Genomic DNA, 17,514 nt, shown 5'->3' with positions numbered 1-17,514 from the left:
TTTATCTGTCTTAAAGAAAGCACAGGAAGGTAAACAATGAATGTAAGCGAGATTATGACAGAAGGATCTATAAGTGTCAAAGATGGGGATTTTGTAACTCGTGCCCGTCAAATGATGCGTGATTACTTACTTCGAGGCCTTGTTGTTGTTGATGAGGGAAACAGGCTTGTTGGAATGCTGAATGACCAGGATATCATGAAAATTACATCCACGCGCTCGGATGTCACGGTAGGCGGATATGCAAGGCCGTCCCCGACAATAACTCCAGATATGGATGTTGTAAAAGCTGCAAAATTAATGGTGCAATCGAAACAGAACAGAGTTCCAGTTATCAAATCAACAACAGACCATACGGTTGTAGGTGTCCTGAGTGATGTTGATATTCTCAAAAAGGTGGATCTTCCAAAAAGTGTTTTGAAACCCATAGAAGCGATTATGACAAAAAAAGTCAAAACCTGTTCACCGGATGAAAGGATCTCCAAGATTTGGGATTATATGATAGAGACGGATTATACCGGTATTCCAGTAGTTTCAAAGAAAGGCGATCCCATCGGGATGATAACAAGAAGAGATATAATTAAATCAGGTATTTTGAGGATGTCCAGAGAAGACGAACGGGCGACAAGGCCAAACGAAAGTCCCAAAGTTGAAAAGATTATGTCAACTCCTGCATATATTCTCTCAGAGAACGATTCCGTTAAGAGTGCGATTGACATAATTATCCGGCAGGATATCGGAAGAGTTACTGTAGTAAATGAGCAGGGTAAAATATCCGGAATCGTTGACAGGCAGGATCTCCTGGAATCCCTCACCAACGTATGGTCTGAGTGACCTTTAGCAGCAGAGCCGAGTATCTAATGTCTTTAATGACATTTTAATCCTTTTAAATGAGACTTTTCCGGTGGAATAACAAAATATTCCAGTGAAATAGCAAGATCAGCCACATGACTAATCAGAAATTCTATGAAAGGTAATAAATAGGTTCTCACACAAAAAGATTATAATGATTAAAGATTATAATTAATAAAGATTACAGATTGACAAACAAAAGTAAGTGTTCAGAAAGATTCGAGAGAAAATTGCTTTAAGGTATTGTTTGTTTCCAGCAGTAACCATGAGTCTGCTAGTAACCGTAAGTCTGCTAGTATCCATGAGCCTGCTAAAATATGAAATGCAGTCTCAGGGAAAAATTCCTGCAAAATGCAGTAGAGGAAAAACGGAAGGTGAAAGAAGCAATTAACTGTAACTCGATTCGGTGATCCTATTGAACAAAAATACGAAATTTGTACCAGTCGAAAAAAAGAATGTTCAGCCAGGTCTGAACAATTCAGGCAAAACAGCGCAACAGAAAGACTCGCATATGGTCAGCAGCATGGGCACAATGAGAATAGGCCCCAGTTTCAAGTCCCACATTTCGGAACATGAAGGAAAAATTCTTGCCCTGGCTACAAGGAATGTAGTAACCCTCCCTCCCACTGCAACTATCATGGAAGCAGTCAGAATTATGACTGAAAAGAGATTCAGGCGTATTCCGATCACAGACGCAGGAACAGGGAGACTGGAAGGAGTAGTCACTTCTGTTGATATCATCGATTTCCTGGGAGGCGGCAGCAGGAACCTCCTTGTCGAAAATCGTTTCAAAGGCAACCTTCTGGCTGCAATAAACGAAGAAGTACGCCAGATTATGCAAACTGATGTTGCGTACATCAATGAGCAGGCAGATTTCAAGGATGCCGTTACAACAATGCTTAAAAGGAGGACCGGTGGCCTACCAATAGTAAATGATGAAATGCAGGTCGTCGCAATCTTTACCGAAAGAAATGCCGTGGAGCTGATGGGCGGGATTGTGACAAATAAAACCGTTGACGAGTACATGACCAAAGCTGTCACAATGGTAACAACAGACATGTCCATCGGACACGCAGCAAAAGTAATGGTACAGAACAGGTTCCGAAGACTTCCTGTAGTAAAGGACGGGATTTTTGCGGGAATGGTCACAGCCTCCGATATTGTTCATTTCCTTGGAAGAGGAGATGCATTCAGCAAATTGACAACCGGAAATATTCATGAGGCTCTAGACCAGCCTATAGGCTCTATTGTTTCAAAAGAACTGATCTGGACCAGCCCCGGCACAGATATGGGAAAAGCTATGAAAATCATGCTCGATAAAAAGATAGGCTCACTTCCGGTTCTGGAAGAAGGAATGCTACGCGGTATTATCACAGAGAGCGATTTCCTGAGAGGGTTTGACTTTTAAACAGGAATTTTAAACAGGGATTTTGGAACAAGACTTCTGCTAAACCTGAACAAAGCTAAATTAACCAGACTGAAACATAAAAAAATGGAAAAAATACCTTGACTTGATTTAAAGAGTTTGGGAAAGGAGGCAAACTTCTTGGCTGGGCAAACCAGAATAAACTTCGTATTCTAGATTTATCGGGTATCTCGGAGCGCAGCTGGGCTTAAAAAAGAGATTCGAAAATAGAGATTAGGAAGATGCTTTCTAACTGGCCGATACTCCCCAATTATCTATAATTCTACAAGACTTACAGGAAATAGGCAGAAGTTATGTAAAATATTAAGATTTATAAGATTTACAGTTGAAAATTGTAAAGTTTACATTTAATTCAAAAACTATAATTGTTAATACTTATATATTGTAAAAATGAAGGAGGTATTCCATGAATGTGGCGGACATCATGAGTTCACCTGTGTACGTTGTAAACGTAGATGAACCCGTGTCACATGCAAGAAAACTGATGTTAAGACACCGAATCAGTACGTTGCTTGTCCTTAACGAGGGCAAAATGGTGGGAATCGTCACGAAATCAGATATCAGCAACCGCCTGGCTCAAGCTGAACCTCTCTGGAGAAGACGGCCGATAGACCAGATCCCGATAAAGTTGTTGATGACAGAATCCGTAATCACCATTTATCCTGAGGCCTCCATTTCCCAGGCAGTCACTTTAATGCTTGAGAACGGAGTGCATGACATTCCAGTGGTAAAAAACGATATTGTAGGTATTGTTACCAGAACAGATATCGTGCGCTATGTTGCCGAACATTCGGAAGGAATGGATACAAAAATTTCCAGACTGATGACAGAAGATGTTGTTTCTGTTCACAGGCACCACACAATCAACCATGTGATAGACGAAATGAACAAAAACGAGATCGAAAGAGTGATCGTTAAAGACGATGCTGGAAAAACTGTAGGAATCATTTCAAGAAGAAACCTTGCCTTAAACCTCTTAACTGATAACGAAGGCAAGCTTTCAACAAAAAGTATCAAAATGGCCCGGAAGTCCTCGCCTGGAGGTCAGAAAACTTACAGGTATGTGAAAGAAGTGCCTTTGACAGCGGAAGACATCATGGTTTCTCCAATAATAACCATTGATGTAAACGAAAAAATTAGCGATGCTGCAAAAAAATTGATTGAAGAAGAGGTAACAGCCCTACCTGTCAACGATGGTGAAGAAATAGTAGGAATACTGAGCAGGACCGACATTGTGAAATCCATGCTCTGAAAAATGGATTCAGAAATGAAATCCAGCAAAAATTGAAAGTAAAAGAGGAGCAAAGTACCTTAAAAAGGGTAAGAAGTAATTAACTATGTAAGAAGTAATTAACTATAACAGTAAGTTCATGACAGCACGTATGGTACGGAGGTATATACGGTAAAAAAGGAACGGAAAAGGATAGCTGAAAGCAAAAAAAGGATGCAAAACAGAAATTCGGAAAAACGGATGTATTAAGGTCTGTAAAAACGAAAATTGCGAAGAATTGAAACTAAAACTCTGGATACGCATGAGGTGAAATGCATGCAAGTTAAAGACATAATGGTACAACCACACAAGATTGATAAGTCAGACACCATATCTCACGCCCTTGATCTCATGGAAAAAAAGGATACAAAGCGCCTGCTGGTAGTGCATGATAACCAGGTTCTCGGTGTACTTACCATGAGAAGTCTGACAGAGCAGCTCGGAACTCGCAGGAAACTGAGCAAACCTGCATCCTCTTTGCATGTTGCAACAGCCGTATCCGACAATTTTGTAAAGGTTTTGCCAGACACCGATGTTAAAGATGCCCTTACCCTGATTAAAAAGAACGGAGGCGTGATCATTGTCACTGATAATGAAAACGCAATGGGCTGGGTGACCCCACAGGAATTCATGAAAGCAAACCGTTTCACAGGCTTTGCCGGGGAAGTAATGGAAAAAGACCCGATCACTGTCAGCCCCTCAGACCGTGTAAGCCACGCCAGGCACCTTATCCTTGATGAGGATGTGGGAAGGCTGCCAGTAATTGAAAACGGAAAACTTGTAGGAATTGTTGCAGAAGACGACATCGCTTTTGCGATGCGCTCTTTCAGGGACCTGGTAGCTGACAACCAGCAGGACTCCAGAATCAAAAACCTGCTTGTTGGAGATATTATGACCCGCAGCGTGGTCAGTGTGTACACCAACACCCCCCTTTCAGATGCAGTTAATACCATGCTGGAACGCAATGTCGGAGGTGTTCCTGTCCTCAATCTGGAAGAAGAACTGGTTGGTTTCCTCGCACGCAGGAATGTCATAAACACAATCCAGGAATAAAATCTTAGAGAGAAAAGAGAGGGAAAAAGGTCTGCCCCTTAAGGGAGCAGGTCTTCCTGATCTTTCACTATTTTCTGTTTTGTCCGTTATCAGTTTTCATTAACTTATAGAGATCTCATTTTTGCGATCAATTTTCGCTTGCTTGCGACTACTACTACTTAGCAGTTGTTTCTACTTTAGAAAGACCGATCTCCTCCAAGAAGACCTCCCAGGATTTCACTTCCACCAATACCGGTCTGTTCTCCCCTATTCTGATGGGAAGCTGAAGCTGTATAGATCCTGTCAGCAAGACGTGAAAAAGGCAGGCTCTGCATGTACACAATGCCCGGACCTGTCAGGGTAGCAAGGACAACTCCTTCACCTCCAAAAAGGGCATTTTTAAAGTCTTTTGACCATGTTATGTCATAATTCACAGTTTCGGTAAAAGCTGCCACACAGCCCGTGTCAACATGGTAAGTCTCACCTGGAGCCAGGTCCTTTCTTATAACCGTACCTCCGATATGTACAAAAGCCAAACCGTTGCCTCGTAACCTCTGAAGGATGAAACCCTCACCACCGAAAAGCCCTGCTCCAAGCTTCCTGGTGAAAGCTACTTCCACGTCTATTCCGCGGGCAGCACAGAGAAAAGCATCCTTCTGGCAGAGAATACTGCCTCCAAACTTGGTAAGGTCAAGGGGGAGAATCTTGCCCGGATACGGAGCCGCAAATGCCACATGCCCTTTTCCGGAGCCTTTGTGTGTAAAGCTGGTAATAAAGAAACTCTCCCCTGTCAGGGCTCGTTTCAGTCCTTTTTTCAGACCTCCCAGTAACCCACGACCTTCACTGCCCATACTTGTCTCCATCTGGATTCCGGGCCCCATATATGCCATAGCCCCAGCTTCTGCCTGAACAGTTTCACCTGGATCAAGCTCAATCTCAACGATTTGCATATCGTTGCCAATAATCTCATAGTCGATGTCGTCAGCCATTTTGTAGCCTCCTAGCTTACATAGAAATTTAAGTATAGGAGAGATTAGAAGCCGCCTATTTAAAAAGATTTTTGATAAACTGGCTTATTCTTTGTGAACTACCACTCAGCTAAAGACTGAGTGGTTTCTCATACGTCATCGGTTAAGCGTTAGGGAATCACTCTCGTATGTGTTTTTATAATAATAATCTAAATATTAGTGCATCTATGTCTCCTCGTCCCCCACCTACTCTTGAAGACTCTCTTCGGGAAATGTTTCCCGAAAAGTGGTTAAGGCAAACTGCCAAAGAAACTGACCTCATAGTACGTGAGCGTAAAATTGACCCTGTCATCATCTTTTGGGTTTTAACTCTTGGTTTTGGTGTACGCTTGCAGCGTACACTTGCCAGTTTGAAAAGAGGATATGAAAAAGAATCAAATAAGACATTAAGCGACAGCAGCTGGTACTATAGATTCACTCCAGAACTTGTTGAGTTTCTTCATCAGTGTGTTATTCACGGCATAGAAGAGCTTGCAAAAGAACCTGGTAGAAAACTTAGCAAAAAACTCGAAAACTTTCAGGATGTTCTCATTCAAGACAGCACAATTGTTCGTCTTCACTCATCTTTAGCAGACAAGTTTCCAGCAGCAAGAGCAAGAACAGTAGCAGTTGGGGTAAAAGTGGGAGTTATGGTAAGTGCAGTTGCTAATGGGCCTAAAACAGTTGCTCTGTACTCTGAAAAAACAGCTGAGATCAAAACATTGAAAATCGGCCCATGGATCAAAGACCGTATTCTTCTTGTTGATCTTGGATTTTACAAAACTCAAATGTTTGCAAGAGTTGAGGAAAACGGAGGATATTTTGTCTCAAGAATAAGGAAGAATATGGATCCTATTCTTGTTTCTGTTGAAGAAGGACTTTCTAAGACAAAAAGCAAAGAGTTCGCGGAAAAACCTGTTAGTGAGTGTATTAAACAACTCTCTGGAAAAGATATTGATGCAGTTGTAAAAATAGCATTCAAAAGAAGAGCGTATAAAGGCAAACAAAAGCGGGATGAGATGCTTGTACGTCTTGTTGCGGTATATAATGATGAGGATGAAAAGCATCACATATATATCACAAATATTCAGAAAGATGTTTTGAATGCAAAAGACATTGCAAAATTATATGGAGCAAGATGGGACATAGAACTGCTGTTTAAGGAGTTGAAAAGCAAATACGCTCTTGAAGTTCTTGAAACAAAGAATGTGCAGGTAATTGAGGCTTTAATATGGACAGCAATGTTGACACTAATCGTTAGCAGAAGAATTTATTCTCTCGTAAGAAACTCGACAGCTCATCCTGAAAAAATGGCTCAATATACGCAGTTACGTTGGAGCACAATATTTGCAGAGAATACATCAGATTTGTTGACAGTAATTCTGAATAGATGTGGAATTCAAAGAACTTTTGAAACAATAATGAGTGTATATGAAAGTCAAGCATTGAACCCGCATGTAAACAGAGAAAGGTTCAGAGAAGAATTCTTTTTATGAAAAGGTGAAATGAAAAACACTATTGGTAGATGGAAGTAAGTTCTTAACCGATGACCAATGAGTGGCTTCTTGGTTCATTCCTCCCTCTATTGAGGGCAAGTCCCCAAGCTCATCCCCGTAGTCCCTACGGTGTCATAATCCAATTAGATTCTGATCTATGAGAGCGAATTTTTTGATATTAATAGCGGCATTAATGTCTCTATCGTGTTTGGTTTTACAGTCTGGACAAATCCATTCTCTGTTTTTTAGCTGAAGCTCTTTATTGTGGTATCCACACACACTACATAGCTTAGAAGAGGGTTCAAATTGTCCTATTCTCAGGACGGTTTTTCCAAACCATTGAGCCTTATATTCCAACTTTGTTACAAAACTACTCCACGCAGAATCACTTATAGCCTGTGCTAAGTGATGATTCTTAACCATGCCTTTAACATTTAGAGTTTCCAGAGCTACAGCTTGGTTTTCGCTAACAAGTCTAAAAGAGAGTTTGTTCTGGAAGTCATTTCTCTGATTTGTTATTTTGTCATGGAGTACAGCAAGTCTTCGTTTAGCTTTTGCCCTGTTCTTAGAGCCTTTCTGTTTCCTTGAGACTCTTTTCTGTAATACTTTGAGCCTTTTAAGAGAATTTTTCAAGTACTTTGGATTCTCAACCTTTTCTCCTGTTGAAAGGACAGCAAAGTCTTTGATACCTACATCAATTCCTACTGTTGTTGATTCTGTGAAAGCTTCCTTTACTGGAAGTTCTTTTCCATCTTCAACAAGGATACTGATGTAGTAATGTCCTTTACATGTCCTTGATACCGTAGCCGTTTTAGGCTTTCCTTCAAACTTCCTGTGAAGAACTGCTTTAATTGGTTCTATTTTTGGAAGCTTGATAGTATTATTTTCAAAGTTTACAGTGTAGTGTTGAGGTACAGGGAAAGACTGTATCGGATTCTTTTTTGATTTGAACTTTGGAAACCCTGTTTTCTCTCTAAAGAATCTAGTGAAAGAGGATTCAACCTGCTTAGTCATCCCCTGTAATGATTGAGAGTTAACTTCTCCTAACCACTCATTAGAAGCCTTTAGAGTAGGAATTAATTTGTTTAAGTCAAATCTGGAAATTGATTCCCCTGTCTGCTCATAAGTTTTAATTTTCTGGTCAAGTGCCCAATTATAGACAAATCTACAGCTACCTATATGCTGATTCAATTGAATAGCTTGTGTAGTTGTAGGATAGAGTCTAAATTTGAACGCTTGCATCATACAAAGGCATTATATGCTTTAACAATATATATATTTTTTGGTAAATAGGAAGTATGAAACACGGAATCATAGCAAATTTTTGTTAATGTATCATGTTATTTTTGTTTGCAAATACCGAAAAGTCATACTTGAACCAATTAGCGAAGAACTCAAACAGATTATGATTGACATTTCAAAAGAGTCTAACTTTGAAATCCTTGAAATGGAAACTGACAAAGACCATATTCATTTCTTGATCAAGAGTGAGCCGAAAGTTAGCGTTTTGTCAATTGTCAGAAAATTGAAACAAGAATATACTAACAGGTTATGGAAAACTCAAAAAGAATATCTGAAAAAGTATTATTGGGGTGAGAATACGTTATGGAGTGATGGTTATTTTGCGTCTACTATCGGAAATGTGAGTAAAGAGGCGGCAGAATATTACATACGAAATCAGGGTTGAAGTTGACGCTTATATCCCCTGAGCTAAAGACTCAGGGGTTTTACGCTTCTTCATATAAACCAACTATTTTTTGCGGATTTACCTGCCCTGAACCTAAATCAACCTGAAGCTCAGGAAAGAAATGATAACTTATTTCACGCCTGAACACAGATAAACAAATATGAATAAAGAGGAGAATGGGGAAATAGATCCCAACTTTATAAGTCGACTGGCTGCCTGCCTGGGATTTGAGACGGAGAGGATTCAACACCTTTTTGAAAAGAATTACCTTGCCAGAAACTGGGGGAAATATGACTACCTTTTCCGCTTCGACAAAGAGATTTCCCATATTGAAAGGGGAACCGTGCTTTACGAGAAAGATGATTCGTTTGAAGTAATTATGGGTTTTCCTAAGATCCGGAGAGCCATGGTCCTGGACCCTACTCTTAAAAAGCATTTCAGCGGGCTTGAAAAGGTAATTGTTGAAGAGAAAATGAACGGGTATAATGTCAGGGTAGCAAACGTAAAAGGCGAGGTCCTGGCAATCACCCGGAGTGGCTATGTCTGCCCTTACACGACTGAAAGGGCAAAAGAGAAGCTTGACCTGAGATTTTTTGACGACTTTCCCGAACTCGTACTTTATGGAGAGATGCTGGGCCCTGACAATCCTTATGTTCCAAAAGAAATCTATGGTATCGAATCCGTGGAGTTCTACATCTTCGACATCCGGGAGAAAAATAGCGGCAACCCTCTTTCCGTAGCCAGAAAACACGAAATTCTGGAAAAATACAGCTTTCTGCAAGTTCGATACTTCGGAGAGATTCCCCTGGAAACGGCAGCTGAAGAAATTGCAAAAATCATCCGGGAACTTGGGGAAAAGGAACATGAAGGCGTGGTTATAAAGGACCCTGAAATGGTTCTTGCTTCCGTTAAGTATACGTCATCCCAGAGTAACTGCTCCGACCTCAGGCACGCCTTCAAGTTTTACAACGAAGCCGGAAGGGACTACATGCTCCCCAGAATTGTTAGAGAAGGGTTTCAGACAGTGGAATGGGACGAAAATGAAGCCGAGTTCAAAAAGCGTTATATGCAACTTGGGGAAAGCATCCTGAACCCTCTAAGAGAGGCAATCAAGAGTGTAAAGAATGGGCAGAGGCTCTATGAAGAAGTCAGGATCAGAGTAAGGGACCTGAAAACCGCGACAGAATTTGAAGATTACCTCAAACGGCTTGGAGTGGATGCGATTTTTGAAGCCCCGCAACCCGCAGGAGACGAGTATTTGATAAATATTAAAAAAGTAAATAAGAGCACCAATGATAAAACTCAGGCGATCTGGGAAGGAGATCTCTGGTGACAGTGTTGATCTGTCAATAAAACCTATTTCTAGCTATTATTGATTGTTTTTCTTTTTCTTAATCACTTTTCTTTTTCTTAATCACTTTTCCTTTTCTTAATCACTTTTCTTTTTCTTGATTGAGTTTCTTGGAAACAGTGCGAAAAGAAATATATTGCAGTATATTAATACCAGTGGCAGATACAAAATTAGCGAAAGCCATAGTTTAAAAGGTGCAGCTTTAACGAGAGTTGCAGATTTCAAAAATATGTTGCCTGAAAAACATTGAGGTTCGATAAATCCTTACACTCTATCCTTACACTCAAAACAAATTCAACAAATCTGGAAAATACTCCATACATAGCATTGATTCCTCCATACATAGCATTGATTCAGAAAAGGGGACTCACAATGGTAAACGTTGCAATCATAGGGACAGAAAAAAGCGGCAGGACCTCCCTTGCCGCAAACCTCGGGAAAAAAGGAACAGTTTCCGATATAACGATGTACAACAACGCTAAGGAAGGCAAGAATATGGTTTTTATGGATGCTCAAAGCTATCCTAAAACCTTGAAATCCCTTGTCACATTACTGAATATTTCCGATATAGCCGTCCTGTGCATCCCTCCGAACCTGGACGCCCATACCGGGGAATGTATCATTGCACTGGACCTGCTCGGTTTTAAACATGGAATTATTGCCCTGACGAAATCGGACAGCACCAACATGCATGCAGTTGAAGAATTTAAGGCGAAACTAAAGGCAATCACTACAGGAACCGCACTCCATGACTGGGAATGTATTTCCCTGAACACAAACAAAAGCGCAAAGAACCCCTTTGAAGGCGTTGACAACCTTAAAGCCAGAATAAATGAGATGGCAGAAAAAATAGAAGTCGAACATGCAGAACTTAACAGCCTGCCTTCAAGGGTTTTTATAGACCACGCTTTCAATGTGACAGGCAAAGGATGTGTTGTTCTCGGAGTTGTTAAGCAGGGAATATCAAAAGAAAAAGATAAAACCAAAATTTTCCCGCTGGACAGGGATATCGAAATTCGCTCAATCCAGAGCCATGATGTTGACATCGACAGCGCCCCGACAGGCACAAGAGTCGGCATGCGCCTGAAAAATGTCCAGGCCAAAGATATAGAAAGAGGCTTCATCATTTCCGACAGGGAAACCGTGACTACCGACTATATCCTGGAATGTACTATCTCAAAATTCACGAAAAAGATAGAACCTGAAAGTGTACTTCACCTTTTTGTCGGTTTGCAGTCCGAACCTGTGCGCGTTGAGAAAATCCTGGTTGACGGAAAGGAAGCAACGGAAGCAAAGCCAGGCACTACCTGCGTGCTGGAACTTTCAGGAAACAAAAAGGTTGCCTACAGCAAAGAAGACCGTTTCCTGCTTGCAAACCTTGATCTGACCCAGCGCTTTGCAGCTTACGGTTTTTCGAAATAAGTTTGAGATTAAGTTTGAGACCGAATGTAAAAGGGATATGCCATGGAAAACGGCTCAGGGGAAAACATAACCTCAAGGAAGGACAATACCCTTTACGGGAACACCTTCCACCGAAACATCTGCTGGCAGCGCTCATACGAAAGAGCAGAAGGCGAAGAAATCATAATGGCACTTTACGGCAGCTTAAGAAATGGGCTCTACAACAGCCGGCGCTTTGATCTCCAGAAAAAATCAGAATTCCTCGGGACAACAAAAGTCGACGGATATGCACTCTACTCTCTGGGTCCTTACCCCGGAATATACCCCATTGAAGGCTGCTCAGTTGTTGCAGAGGTTCGCAGGTTTTCCGGAAAACAGCTTGAAATTGCAAAATCCATTGATTATATGGAACTTTTTGGAGGGTACCACAGGGAATATGTGGACCTTGAGATAGAAAAACAGAAAATTAGGGGTTTTATCTATGTCTACGATGAAAAACCCGAAACTGAAATAATCGAACACGGAGATTGGATCCATTACCTCAAAGAGAAAGAACTGAAAGAAAAGAACTGAAAGAAAAGAACTGAAAGAAAAGAACTGAAAGAAAAGAACTGAAAGAAAAGAACTGAAAGAAAAGAACTGAAAAAGGAATGAGGCAAAAATTAAAGAGAAAATTAGGCAAGAATTGGAGAGAAATGGGGTACGAATTGAGAAGAAAAGACGGCGGGTAAAAAAGCCACAGGTAACTCATAGCTTTCTTAAGAACTCAAGGCTTTTGATCCCTTCTTCGACTGAAGCCATTTCGGTAACAAAGATTCCATTATAGTTTGAGAGTTTTTCCATAACCTGTTTCCAGTTTACAGTACCCTCTCCGAGAGGGAGATGTTCATCTTTTTTGCCCATATTATCATGGATGTGAACATGGGATATCCTCCCTCCCAGTTGCTCCAGAAACTCGTCTACAAGCCCAACAGTGTTTGCGTGCCCGACATCAAAGGTGAAGCCAACGTTGTGGCTCCCGACAGCATCGAGCATTTCCTGCATTTCATCAGGGTATTTGCCAAAAATCTTCGGGTAATCGGGCATATTCTCAACAGCTATAAGGATTCCGAAATCTGCTGCAAAGTCACATAATTCCCGGATAGAGGCAAGGTTTGTCATATAGGCTTGCTGCGGAACCTGTACCCCATAAGGTGAGAGATATCCGGGATGTACCACAGCAAGGTTGACATAGTTCGAGGCAAGGGTCAGGTAATGCTTCATCTGCCTGAGGACTTCTGCACGAATTGAATCGTTCAGACCTGCAAGGTTCATATCAGAAAAAGGCAAATGCAGGGTCATTTCCAGGCTGGTGGTATCATAAATATTCTTCAGATTCTGAACGGTTTTACTGTTAAGGCACTGGGATCCTTCCTGTACAATCTCCCAGCCCGTATACCCATGGTCTTCAAGCGTGTATGCCCATTTAAAAGGATCTTCAACGACCGCACGCGACGAAAAACTGATTTTATGCAGCTGCATGGTGACAATTCATCCTTTTTACTTCGTCTCTTCTAATTCGTCCCTGATTAACATAAACTTGGGGCGGGAATTAAAATATAATTAACTGAAATTCGTAATTAACTGAAATTCGTAATTAACTGAAATTCGTAATTAACTGAAATTCGTAATTAACTGAAATTCGTAATTAACTGAAATTCGTAATTAACTGAAATTCGTAATTAACTGAAATTCGTGATTTCAACCCTTTTCCACATAGTCCATTCCCACTTCAACAACTGGCACTCCTTCTTCGGTTAGAGGCAAAAGCCACTCAAAGAGCCTTTCCATCTCCTCAGAAGAGTCTGCCCTGATAATCACTTCGATGGCTCCCAGGGATTCTTCTTTAGCAGGAACACTGGGAACTCCAACAAAAGCTGCCTGCTTGTTGAGCAAAAAACGGACTAAAAGCCCTTCCCTGGACAATCCTTTATTGAAAACCTTGTTGCGAATGCTATCTATAATCTTTTCCCTACGAATAAGTCCATGAAAAGTAAACAAGAGATCAAGTCCTCCCTCTCCTGTAAGAATAAAAGAAGGAGAAATTCCTTTTTCGGTTTCTGTTACCTCAATCTTTTCTTTTTGAAGTTCTATTCCCGTAAAAAGAACTGAAATTGCTTTAGTGATCTTTTCAGAGTCTTCTGTAGGATATACAGCTGCTGAAACCTTTACATTTATCATAAATCTACTCCACTATACTCTCAATGTGATTGATCTCAAAGTGATTAATATATGATTGTTCCGGAAAGTTTTCAGTTGAATTGATTTTTCGACACTGTTCGACAGAAATAACTTGCTGTCTTCAGAGAAGTTAGTCTATCAAATCTGTTCTTAAAACATCATTTTCTGGGTTTGTTCTTGAAATGTTATTCTGTCAGATTTTTTCGGGCATGGTCTTTTTCCGAGCATGATCTTTTTCTGGGCATGATCCTGAATAGTTCCCCAAAACATCAATAACATCTTTTCTGAAGGCTTCAAGAGTGGAATTGTTTTCAATTTCCACATTAGAGGCTTCTATAGCTTCTCCCATACCCCAGCCGAGTTCTCTTTCATCTCTGTGGCGAAGGCCTTCGATACTGTTCATATCATCACTTCTACCCCTCTTCTGGACCCTGGAAAAACGAATCTCAATGGGAGCGTAAATGGAAATCAGGATAAAACCTTTTCCGAATTCCTGCCTGAAGCACTCTACTTCCGCAATCCCGCGTACACCATCAACAACTACAAGTTCCGAGCCTGTTTCCCTGATCTGAGAAATGCAGCGCCTGGAAACAGCATCCATGCCCTCACATTTGCGAAGGTCCGTTGCAACCATCCCGGTATTGGAATCGTTGGGCTCAAGCCCACGCCTCAGTACTTCCTTTCTGATAACGTCACCCATAATAATAACAGGAATGCCCATCTCAGCAGCAATCCTAGAAGCTTCGGATTTTCCCGAAGCTGGCATGCCTACAAACGCTATTATCTTCATCAAAAATTACCTTTTTAAACCTGAATCATTAGATTTGAATTATAAAACTGAGTTTTTAAACCTGAATCATTAGATTTGAATTATAAAACTGAGTTTTTAAACCTAAATCATTAGATTTGAATTATAAATCTGAGTTTTTAAACCTAAATCATTAGATTTGAATTATAAACATGGGCTATTAATTTGAGTAGAAGCCTCAAATAGAAATATCAGTTAGAATCTCAATCGAAACTCGAGTTAAAGTTTAGATCATTAACTCTGGTAGAAACTTGAATAGTATGGAAATTGAAGATTATACAATTTGAATGTATGTAATTTGCATAGTATAGAACTTGAATGATATAGATCTATACCTGAAATATGAATTATGATACGATCCTAGTCAAAACACAGGATCATATATATTATTTCCTGAAAAGCTGAGGCTATTTCTGAAAGATTGAAAGAAAAGCTTCTGGAAAGAAAACTATAAAAAAAGTTTTTCCGTAAAAGTAAGGTTGCCTTAGAACAGGTAAAAGTTGCCTTAGAACAGGTAAAAGTTGCCTTAGAACAGATTAAAGTTGTCTTAAAAGAAGCTAAGATTGTTTTAGAACAGGTTGATTGTCTTAAAAAAAGTGTGGAAAAGCCAGAAAGGCCGGATCAGAAAGATAATCCGGACTTTATGAGAACATCTTGTTGAAGATGGAGGCTTTGAAATCTACAAGAGGTTTAAGCCTGTAGTCTTCAAGAAGTACTTTACGAGTGTTTTCCACAGGGACGCTCAAAGAGATTTCTTTTGTCCTGCCGTAACGGCCCTTGCTTACTACCACGGCATTCACTATGCCCAGCATATCAAGTTCTGACATAAGGTCGGTGACCCTGCGCTGGGTAAGGATATCCACGTCAATATGATGACAGAGCTGGCGGTAGACGTTATACATCTCTCCGGTTGTGACGTTCTTGCCTTCTCTTCCCCGGCTCCTGAGCATGATGATGCTGTAGAGCACAAGCTTGGATTGGGTGGGGAGAGTCCTTACAACTTCTACGACGCGATCAATTTCGATTTTTTCCTGCGCACGCCTTACGTGCTCTTCAAGAACCTGAGGCTGGTTTTCTCTCTCTGCGATTTCTCCTGAAACGCGCAGAAGGTCAAGTGCTCTCCTGGCATCGCCGTGTTCTTGGGCTGCAAAGGCTGCACAGAGCGGAATTACCATCTCGCCAAGCACTCCGTCGTTGTAAGCCATTTTTGCTCTTTGCTTCAGGATGTCGCTGATCTGTTCGGCATCATAAGGCGGAAAGATCAATTCCTCTTCGCCCAGGGAACTTTTGACTCTGGGGTCCAGAAACTCTGTGAATTTAAGGTCGTTAGAAACCCCTATCATGCTGACCTTGGCTTTTTTGAGGTCGGTATTGATCCTTGAAAGGTTGTAGAGGACATCGTCACCTTTCTTGATCAACTTGTCAATTTCATCCAGAATGATGATAATAACCTGATCTCTTGCATCTATTGCTTCCTTAAATTTCATGAAGACCTGGTCCGTAGGCCACCCGGTCATAGGGACTTCTTCTTCGAAATGCCTGGCAAGATTTGCAAGAAGCCTGTACTGAGTATCGATTACCTCGCAGTTAATATAAACAACAGAACAGAAAATTGATTTGTCTTCACTTACCCTTTCAAGTTCCTTCCCTACATATCTGGTCACTGCAGTCTTTCCTGTCCCTGTTTTTCCGTAAATCAGGACATTGGAGGGGGTCTCTCCCCGGAGTGCAGAAACCAGGATAGTTGCAAGACTGTTTATTTGTTCGTTCCTGTGTAATAACAGGTCCGGTGTATAAGAAGGACGAAGAACCTCTTTGTTTTTGAAAATTGACTTTCCGTCAAGTAATTTTTCGAATAAGCCGTCTAATGATTGAGCTTTTATCATGAATGATCCTCTTCGCATAAAAGTTATAATACTACAGATGTAACGAGTTAAAATGGTTTATATGGACAATTAATATGTACGGTTTTAAGATGGTTTATATGAAGATGGTTTATATGGACAATTAATATGTACAATTTTAAGATGGTTTATATGAAGATGGTTTATATGGACAATTAATATGTACGATTTTAAGATGGTTTATATGGACAATTAGGTTTATATGGACAATTAATATGTACGGTTAATACACAGATAAAATCTGCAAAGGTAATAACCAATTAAAGAAATTATATGAATGTACACACGCTTATGAATTTATGTGTTTTTTCTTTTTTTTATTTTAAATTTTAATCTCAGTTTTTCCAGGTCCGTTTTTCAATCTTAATTTTTGAATTCCGTTTTCCAGTCTCGATTATTGTATCCAGTTTAAATGAGTGAAAGTCCTGCTTAAGGAATCATATCACTAATTTTCCATAAATACATATAAAGGAAAAACTTGCAAACATTTAAACCCAGATTTTGAAAGATTTTTTGATTTTTTGAACCATTTTCATTATTTCGAAGTGAGTATATTGGAGACTCAGAACACTATCCAGACAGAATATATCAGACAGAATACATCAGACTGAATATGTTTAGGCATAATATCACCCGGACATGGAAAAGATATATGGAAAGGCGTAATTGTTAATTTTCGAAATGTCTTTCACTCTTGATTCTCAGTAATTCTGGAAACCTGACCTGTTTTTTTGTATAATTTTGATAAGTCAAACCTTACGGATGAGAGATTTACAAAGGGAGATGGATAGATAAATGCATGTTTCTTAAAGTTAATGCCTGAAATTTTTGTTCCTAAAAGGCTGGGGATAAACTGAAGAGTGAGTTGCGCATTTTAAAGCATCTCTTAAGCCCTGATGAAACCTGTAATCAGGATCTTCTTTACCCAAAATTTTAGATGAAAGTTATATATAAACCTTTGATTTCAAAGTATATTTGCAGTAGATCCAATGGAAGTACACGGTATTAATAGTTATGGTGAAGACCCCTCTGTTTCTACTGGAACAGATATGTTCCTTAAAAC

General features: G+C 40.2%; 15 protein-coding genes. 9 read left to right on the top strand and 6 right to left on the bottom strand.

Features of this window, described 5'->3' with window-relative positions:
* The first annotated feature begins 36 nt into the window (after positions 1–36).
* The 4 genes from MSWHS_RS00075 (at position 37) to MSWHS_RS00060 (ending at position 4,598) form a co-directional block, all read left to right on the top strand.
* Positions 37–831: an HPP family protein gene (locus tag MSWHS_RS00075; RefSeq protein WP_048124980.1), complete on the top strand. Its 795-nt coding sequence runs from the start codon at positions 37–39 to the stop codon at positions 829–831.
* Between the two features lie 424 nt (positions 832–1,255).
* The gene (locus MSWHS_RS00070; RefSeq protein ID WP_048124978.1) at positions 1,256–2,257 is read left to right on the top strand and encodes a CBS domain-containing protein; all 1,002 of its coding nucleotides are present in this window, start codon (positions 1,256–1,258) and stop codon (positions 2,255–2,257) included.
* A gap of 424 nt (positions 2,258–2,681) precedes the next feature.
* A complete protein-coding gene (locus MSWHS_RS00065; RefSeq protein WP_048124976.1) occupies positions 2,682–3,527 on the top strand; it encodes a CBS domain-containing protein in 846 nt (281 codons plus the stop codon).
* 294 nt (positions 3,528–3,821) lie between these two features.
* The gene (locus MSWHS_RS00060; protein WP_197073995.1) at positions 3,822–4,598 is read left to right on the top strand and encodes a CBS domain-containing protein; all 777 of its coding nucleotides are present in this window, start codon (positions 3,822–3,824) and stop codon (positions 4,596–4,598) included.
* A 176-nt stretch (positions 4,599–4,774) separates the two neighbouring features.
* Here the strand turns inward: MSWHS_RS00060 and MSWHS_RS00055 are convergent, their stop codons facing one another.
* On the bottom strand, positions 4,775–5,566 hold the full coding sequence (locus tag MSWHS_RS00055) for a TIGR00266 family protein (protein ID WP_082087983.1): 792 nt from the start codon (positions 5,564–5,566) through the stop codon (positions 4,775–4,777).
* 206 nt (positions 5,567–5,772) lie between these two features.
* Here MSWHS_RS00055 and MSWHS_RS00050 point away from each other — a divergent pair, with 206 nt between their 5' ends.
* The gene (locus MSWHS_RS00050; RefSeq protein ID WP_048159513.1) at positions 5,773–7,080 is read left to right on the top strand and encodes an IS4 family transposase; all 1,308 of its coding nucleotides are present in this window, start codon (positions 5,773–5,775) and stop codon (positions 7,078–7,080) included.
* 132 nt (positions 7,081–7,212) lie between these two features.
* On the opposite strand, the gene tnpB is transcribed toward MSWHS_RS00050, so the two are convergent.
* The gene (tnpB, locus tag MSWHS_RS00045) at positions 7,213–8,325 is read right to left on the bottom strand and encodes an IS200/IS605 family element RNA-guided endonuclease TnpB (protein ID WP_048158618.1); all 1,113 of its coding nucleotides are present in this window, start codon (positions 8,323–8,325) and stop codon (positions 7,213–7,215) included.
* Positions 8,326–8,353: 28 nt separating this feature from the next.
* On the opposite strand from tnpB, the gene tnpA reads away from it, so the two are divergent.
* From tnpA to MSWHS_RS00025, 4 genes are all read left to right on the top strand, one after another.
* Entirely contained in the window at positions 8,354–8,767 is a 414-nt protein-coding gene (gene tnpA / locus MSWHS_RS00040; protein WP_156151171.1) for an IS200/IS605 family transposase, read from the top strand.
* Positions 8,768–8,927: 160 nt separating this feature from the next.
* A complete protein-coding gene (locus MSWHS_RS00035) occupies positions 8,928–10,100 on the top strand; it encodes an RNA ligase (RefSeq protein WP_048158616.1) in 1,173 nt (390 codons plus the stop codon).
* Positions 10,101–10,490: 390 nt separating this feature from the next.
* Positions 10,491–11,540 carry an elongation factor Tu gene (locus MSWHS_RS00030; RefSeq protein ID WP_048124968.1) on the top strand — a complete coding sequence of 350 codons (1,050 nt, stop codon included), beginning with the start codon at positions 10,491–10,493 and terminating at the stop codon, positions 11,538–11,540.
* A gap of 42 nt (positions 11,541–11,582) precedes the next feature.
* Entirely contained in the window at positions 11,583–12,092 is a 510-nt protein-coding gene (locus MSWHS_RS00025; protein WP_048158615.1) for a gamma-glutamylcyclotransferase, read from the top strand.
* A 174-nt stretch (positions 12,093–12,266) separates the two neighbouring features.
* On the opposite strand, the gene MSWHS_RS00020 is transcribed toward MSWHS_RS00025, so the two are convergent.
* From MSWHS_RS00020 to MSWHS_RS00005, 4 genes are all read right to left on the bottom strand, one after another.
* The gene (locus MSWHS_RS00020) at positions 12,267–13,040 is read right to left on the bottom strand and encodes a sugar phosphate isomerase/epimerase family protein (RefSeq protein ID WP_048124965.1); all 774 of its coding nucleotides are present in this window, start codon (positions 13,038–13,040) and stop codon (positions 12,267–12,269) included.
* Between the two features lie 219 nt (positions 13,041–13,259).
* Positions 13,260–13,739 (bottom strand): RNA-binding domain-containing protein, encoded by a 480-nt coding sequence (locus MSWHS_RS00015; RefSeq protein ID WP_048124963.1) that lies wholly within the window; start codon positions 13,737–13,739, stop codon positions 13,260–13,262.
* Between the two features lie 193 nt (positions 13,740–13,932).
* Positions 13,933–14,529, bottom strand: coding sequence for a dephospho-CoA kinase (locus MSWHS_RS00010; RefSeq protein WP_048124961.1), 597 nt, complete (start codon positions 14,527–14,529; stop codon positions 13,933–13,935).
* 659 nt (positions 14,530–15,188) lie between these two features.
* Positions 15,189–16,433, bottom strand: coding sequence for an ORC1-type DNA replication protein (locus MSWHS_RS00005; protein ID WP_048124959.1), 1,245 nt, complete (start codon positions 16,431–16,433; stop codon positions 15,189–15,191).
* Between the last annotated feature and the right edge of the window lie 1,081 nt (positions 16,434–17,514).

Source organism: Methanosarcina sp. WWM596, from assembly GCF_000969965.1.
GTDB lineage: Archaea > Halobacteriota > Methanosarcinia > Methanosarcinales > Methanosarcinaceae > Methanosarcina.
This window is presented reverse-complemented; position numbering and strand designations above follow the sequence as displayed.

What these genes read in the sequence shown, in the direction of transcription:
- MSWHS_RS00075 (WP_048124980.1), top strand. Translation starts at nt 37, where the DNA reads ATGAATGTAAGCGAGATTATGACAGAAGGATCTATAAGTGTCAAAGAT.
- MSWHS_RS00065 (WP_048124976.1), top strand. Translation starts at nt 2,682, where the DNA reads ATGAATGTGGCGGACATCATGAGTTCACCTGTGTACGTTGTAAACGTA.
- MSWHS_RS00060 (WP_197073995.1), top strand. Translation starts at nt 3,822, where the DNA reads ATGCAAGTTAAAGACATAATGGTACAACCACACAAGATTGATAAGTCA.
- MSWHS_RS00055 (WP_082087983.1), bottom strand. Translation starts at nt 5,566, where the DNA reads ATGGCTGACGACATCGACTATGAGATTATTGGCAACGATATGCAAATC.
- MSWHS_RS00050 (WP_048159513.1), top strand. Translation starts at nt 5,773, where the DNA reads ATGTCTCCTCGTCCCCCACCTACTCTTGAAGACTCTCTTCGGGAAATG.
- tnpB (WP_048158618.1), bottom strand. Translation starts at nt 8,325, where the DNA reads ATGATGCAAGCGTTCAAATTTAGACTCTATCCTACAACTACACAAGCT.
- MSWHS_RS00035 (WP_048158616.1), top strand. Translation starts at nt 8,928, where the DNA reads ATGAATAAAGAGGAGAATGGGGAAATAGATCCCAACTTTATAAGTCGA.
- MSWHS_RS00030 (WP_048124968.1), top strand. Translation starts at nt 10,491, where the DNA reads ATGGTAAACGTTGCAATCATAGGGACAGAAAAAAGCGGCAGGACCTCC.
- MSWHS_RS00025 (WP_048158615.1), top strand. Translation starts at nt 11,583, where the DNA reads ATGGAAAACGGCTCAGGGGAAAACATAACCTCAAGGAAGGACAATACC.
- MSWHS_RS00020 (WP_048124965.1), bottom strand. Translation starts at nt 13,040, where the DNA reads ATGCAGCTGCATAAAATCAGTTTTTCGTCGCGTGCGGTCGTTGAAGAT.
- MSWHS_RS00015 (WP_048124963.1), bottom strand. Translation starts at nt 13,739, where the DNA reads ATGATAAATGTAAAGGTTTCAGCAGCTGTATATCCTACAGAAGACTCT.
- MSWHS_RS00010 (WP_048124961.1), bottom strand. Translation starts at nt 14,529, where the DNA reads ATGAAGATAATAGCGTTTGTAGGCATGCCAGCTTCGGGAAAATCCGAA.
- MSWHS_RS00005 (WP_048124959.1), bottom strand. Translation starts at nt 16,433, where the DNA reads ATGATAAAAGCTCAATCATTAGACGGCTTATTCGAAAAATTACTTGAC.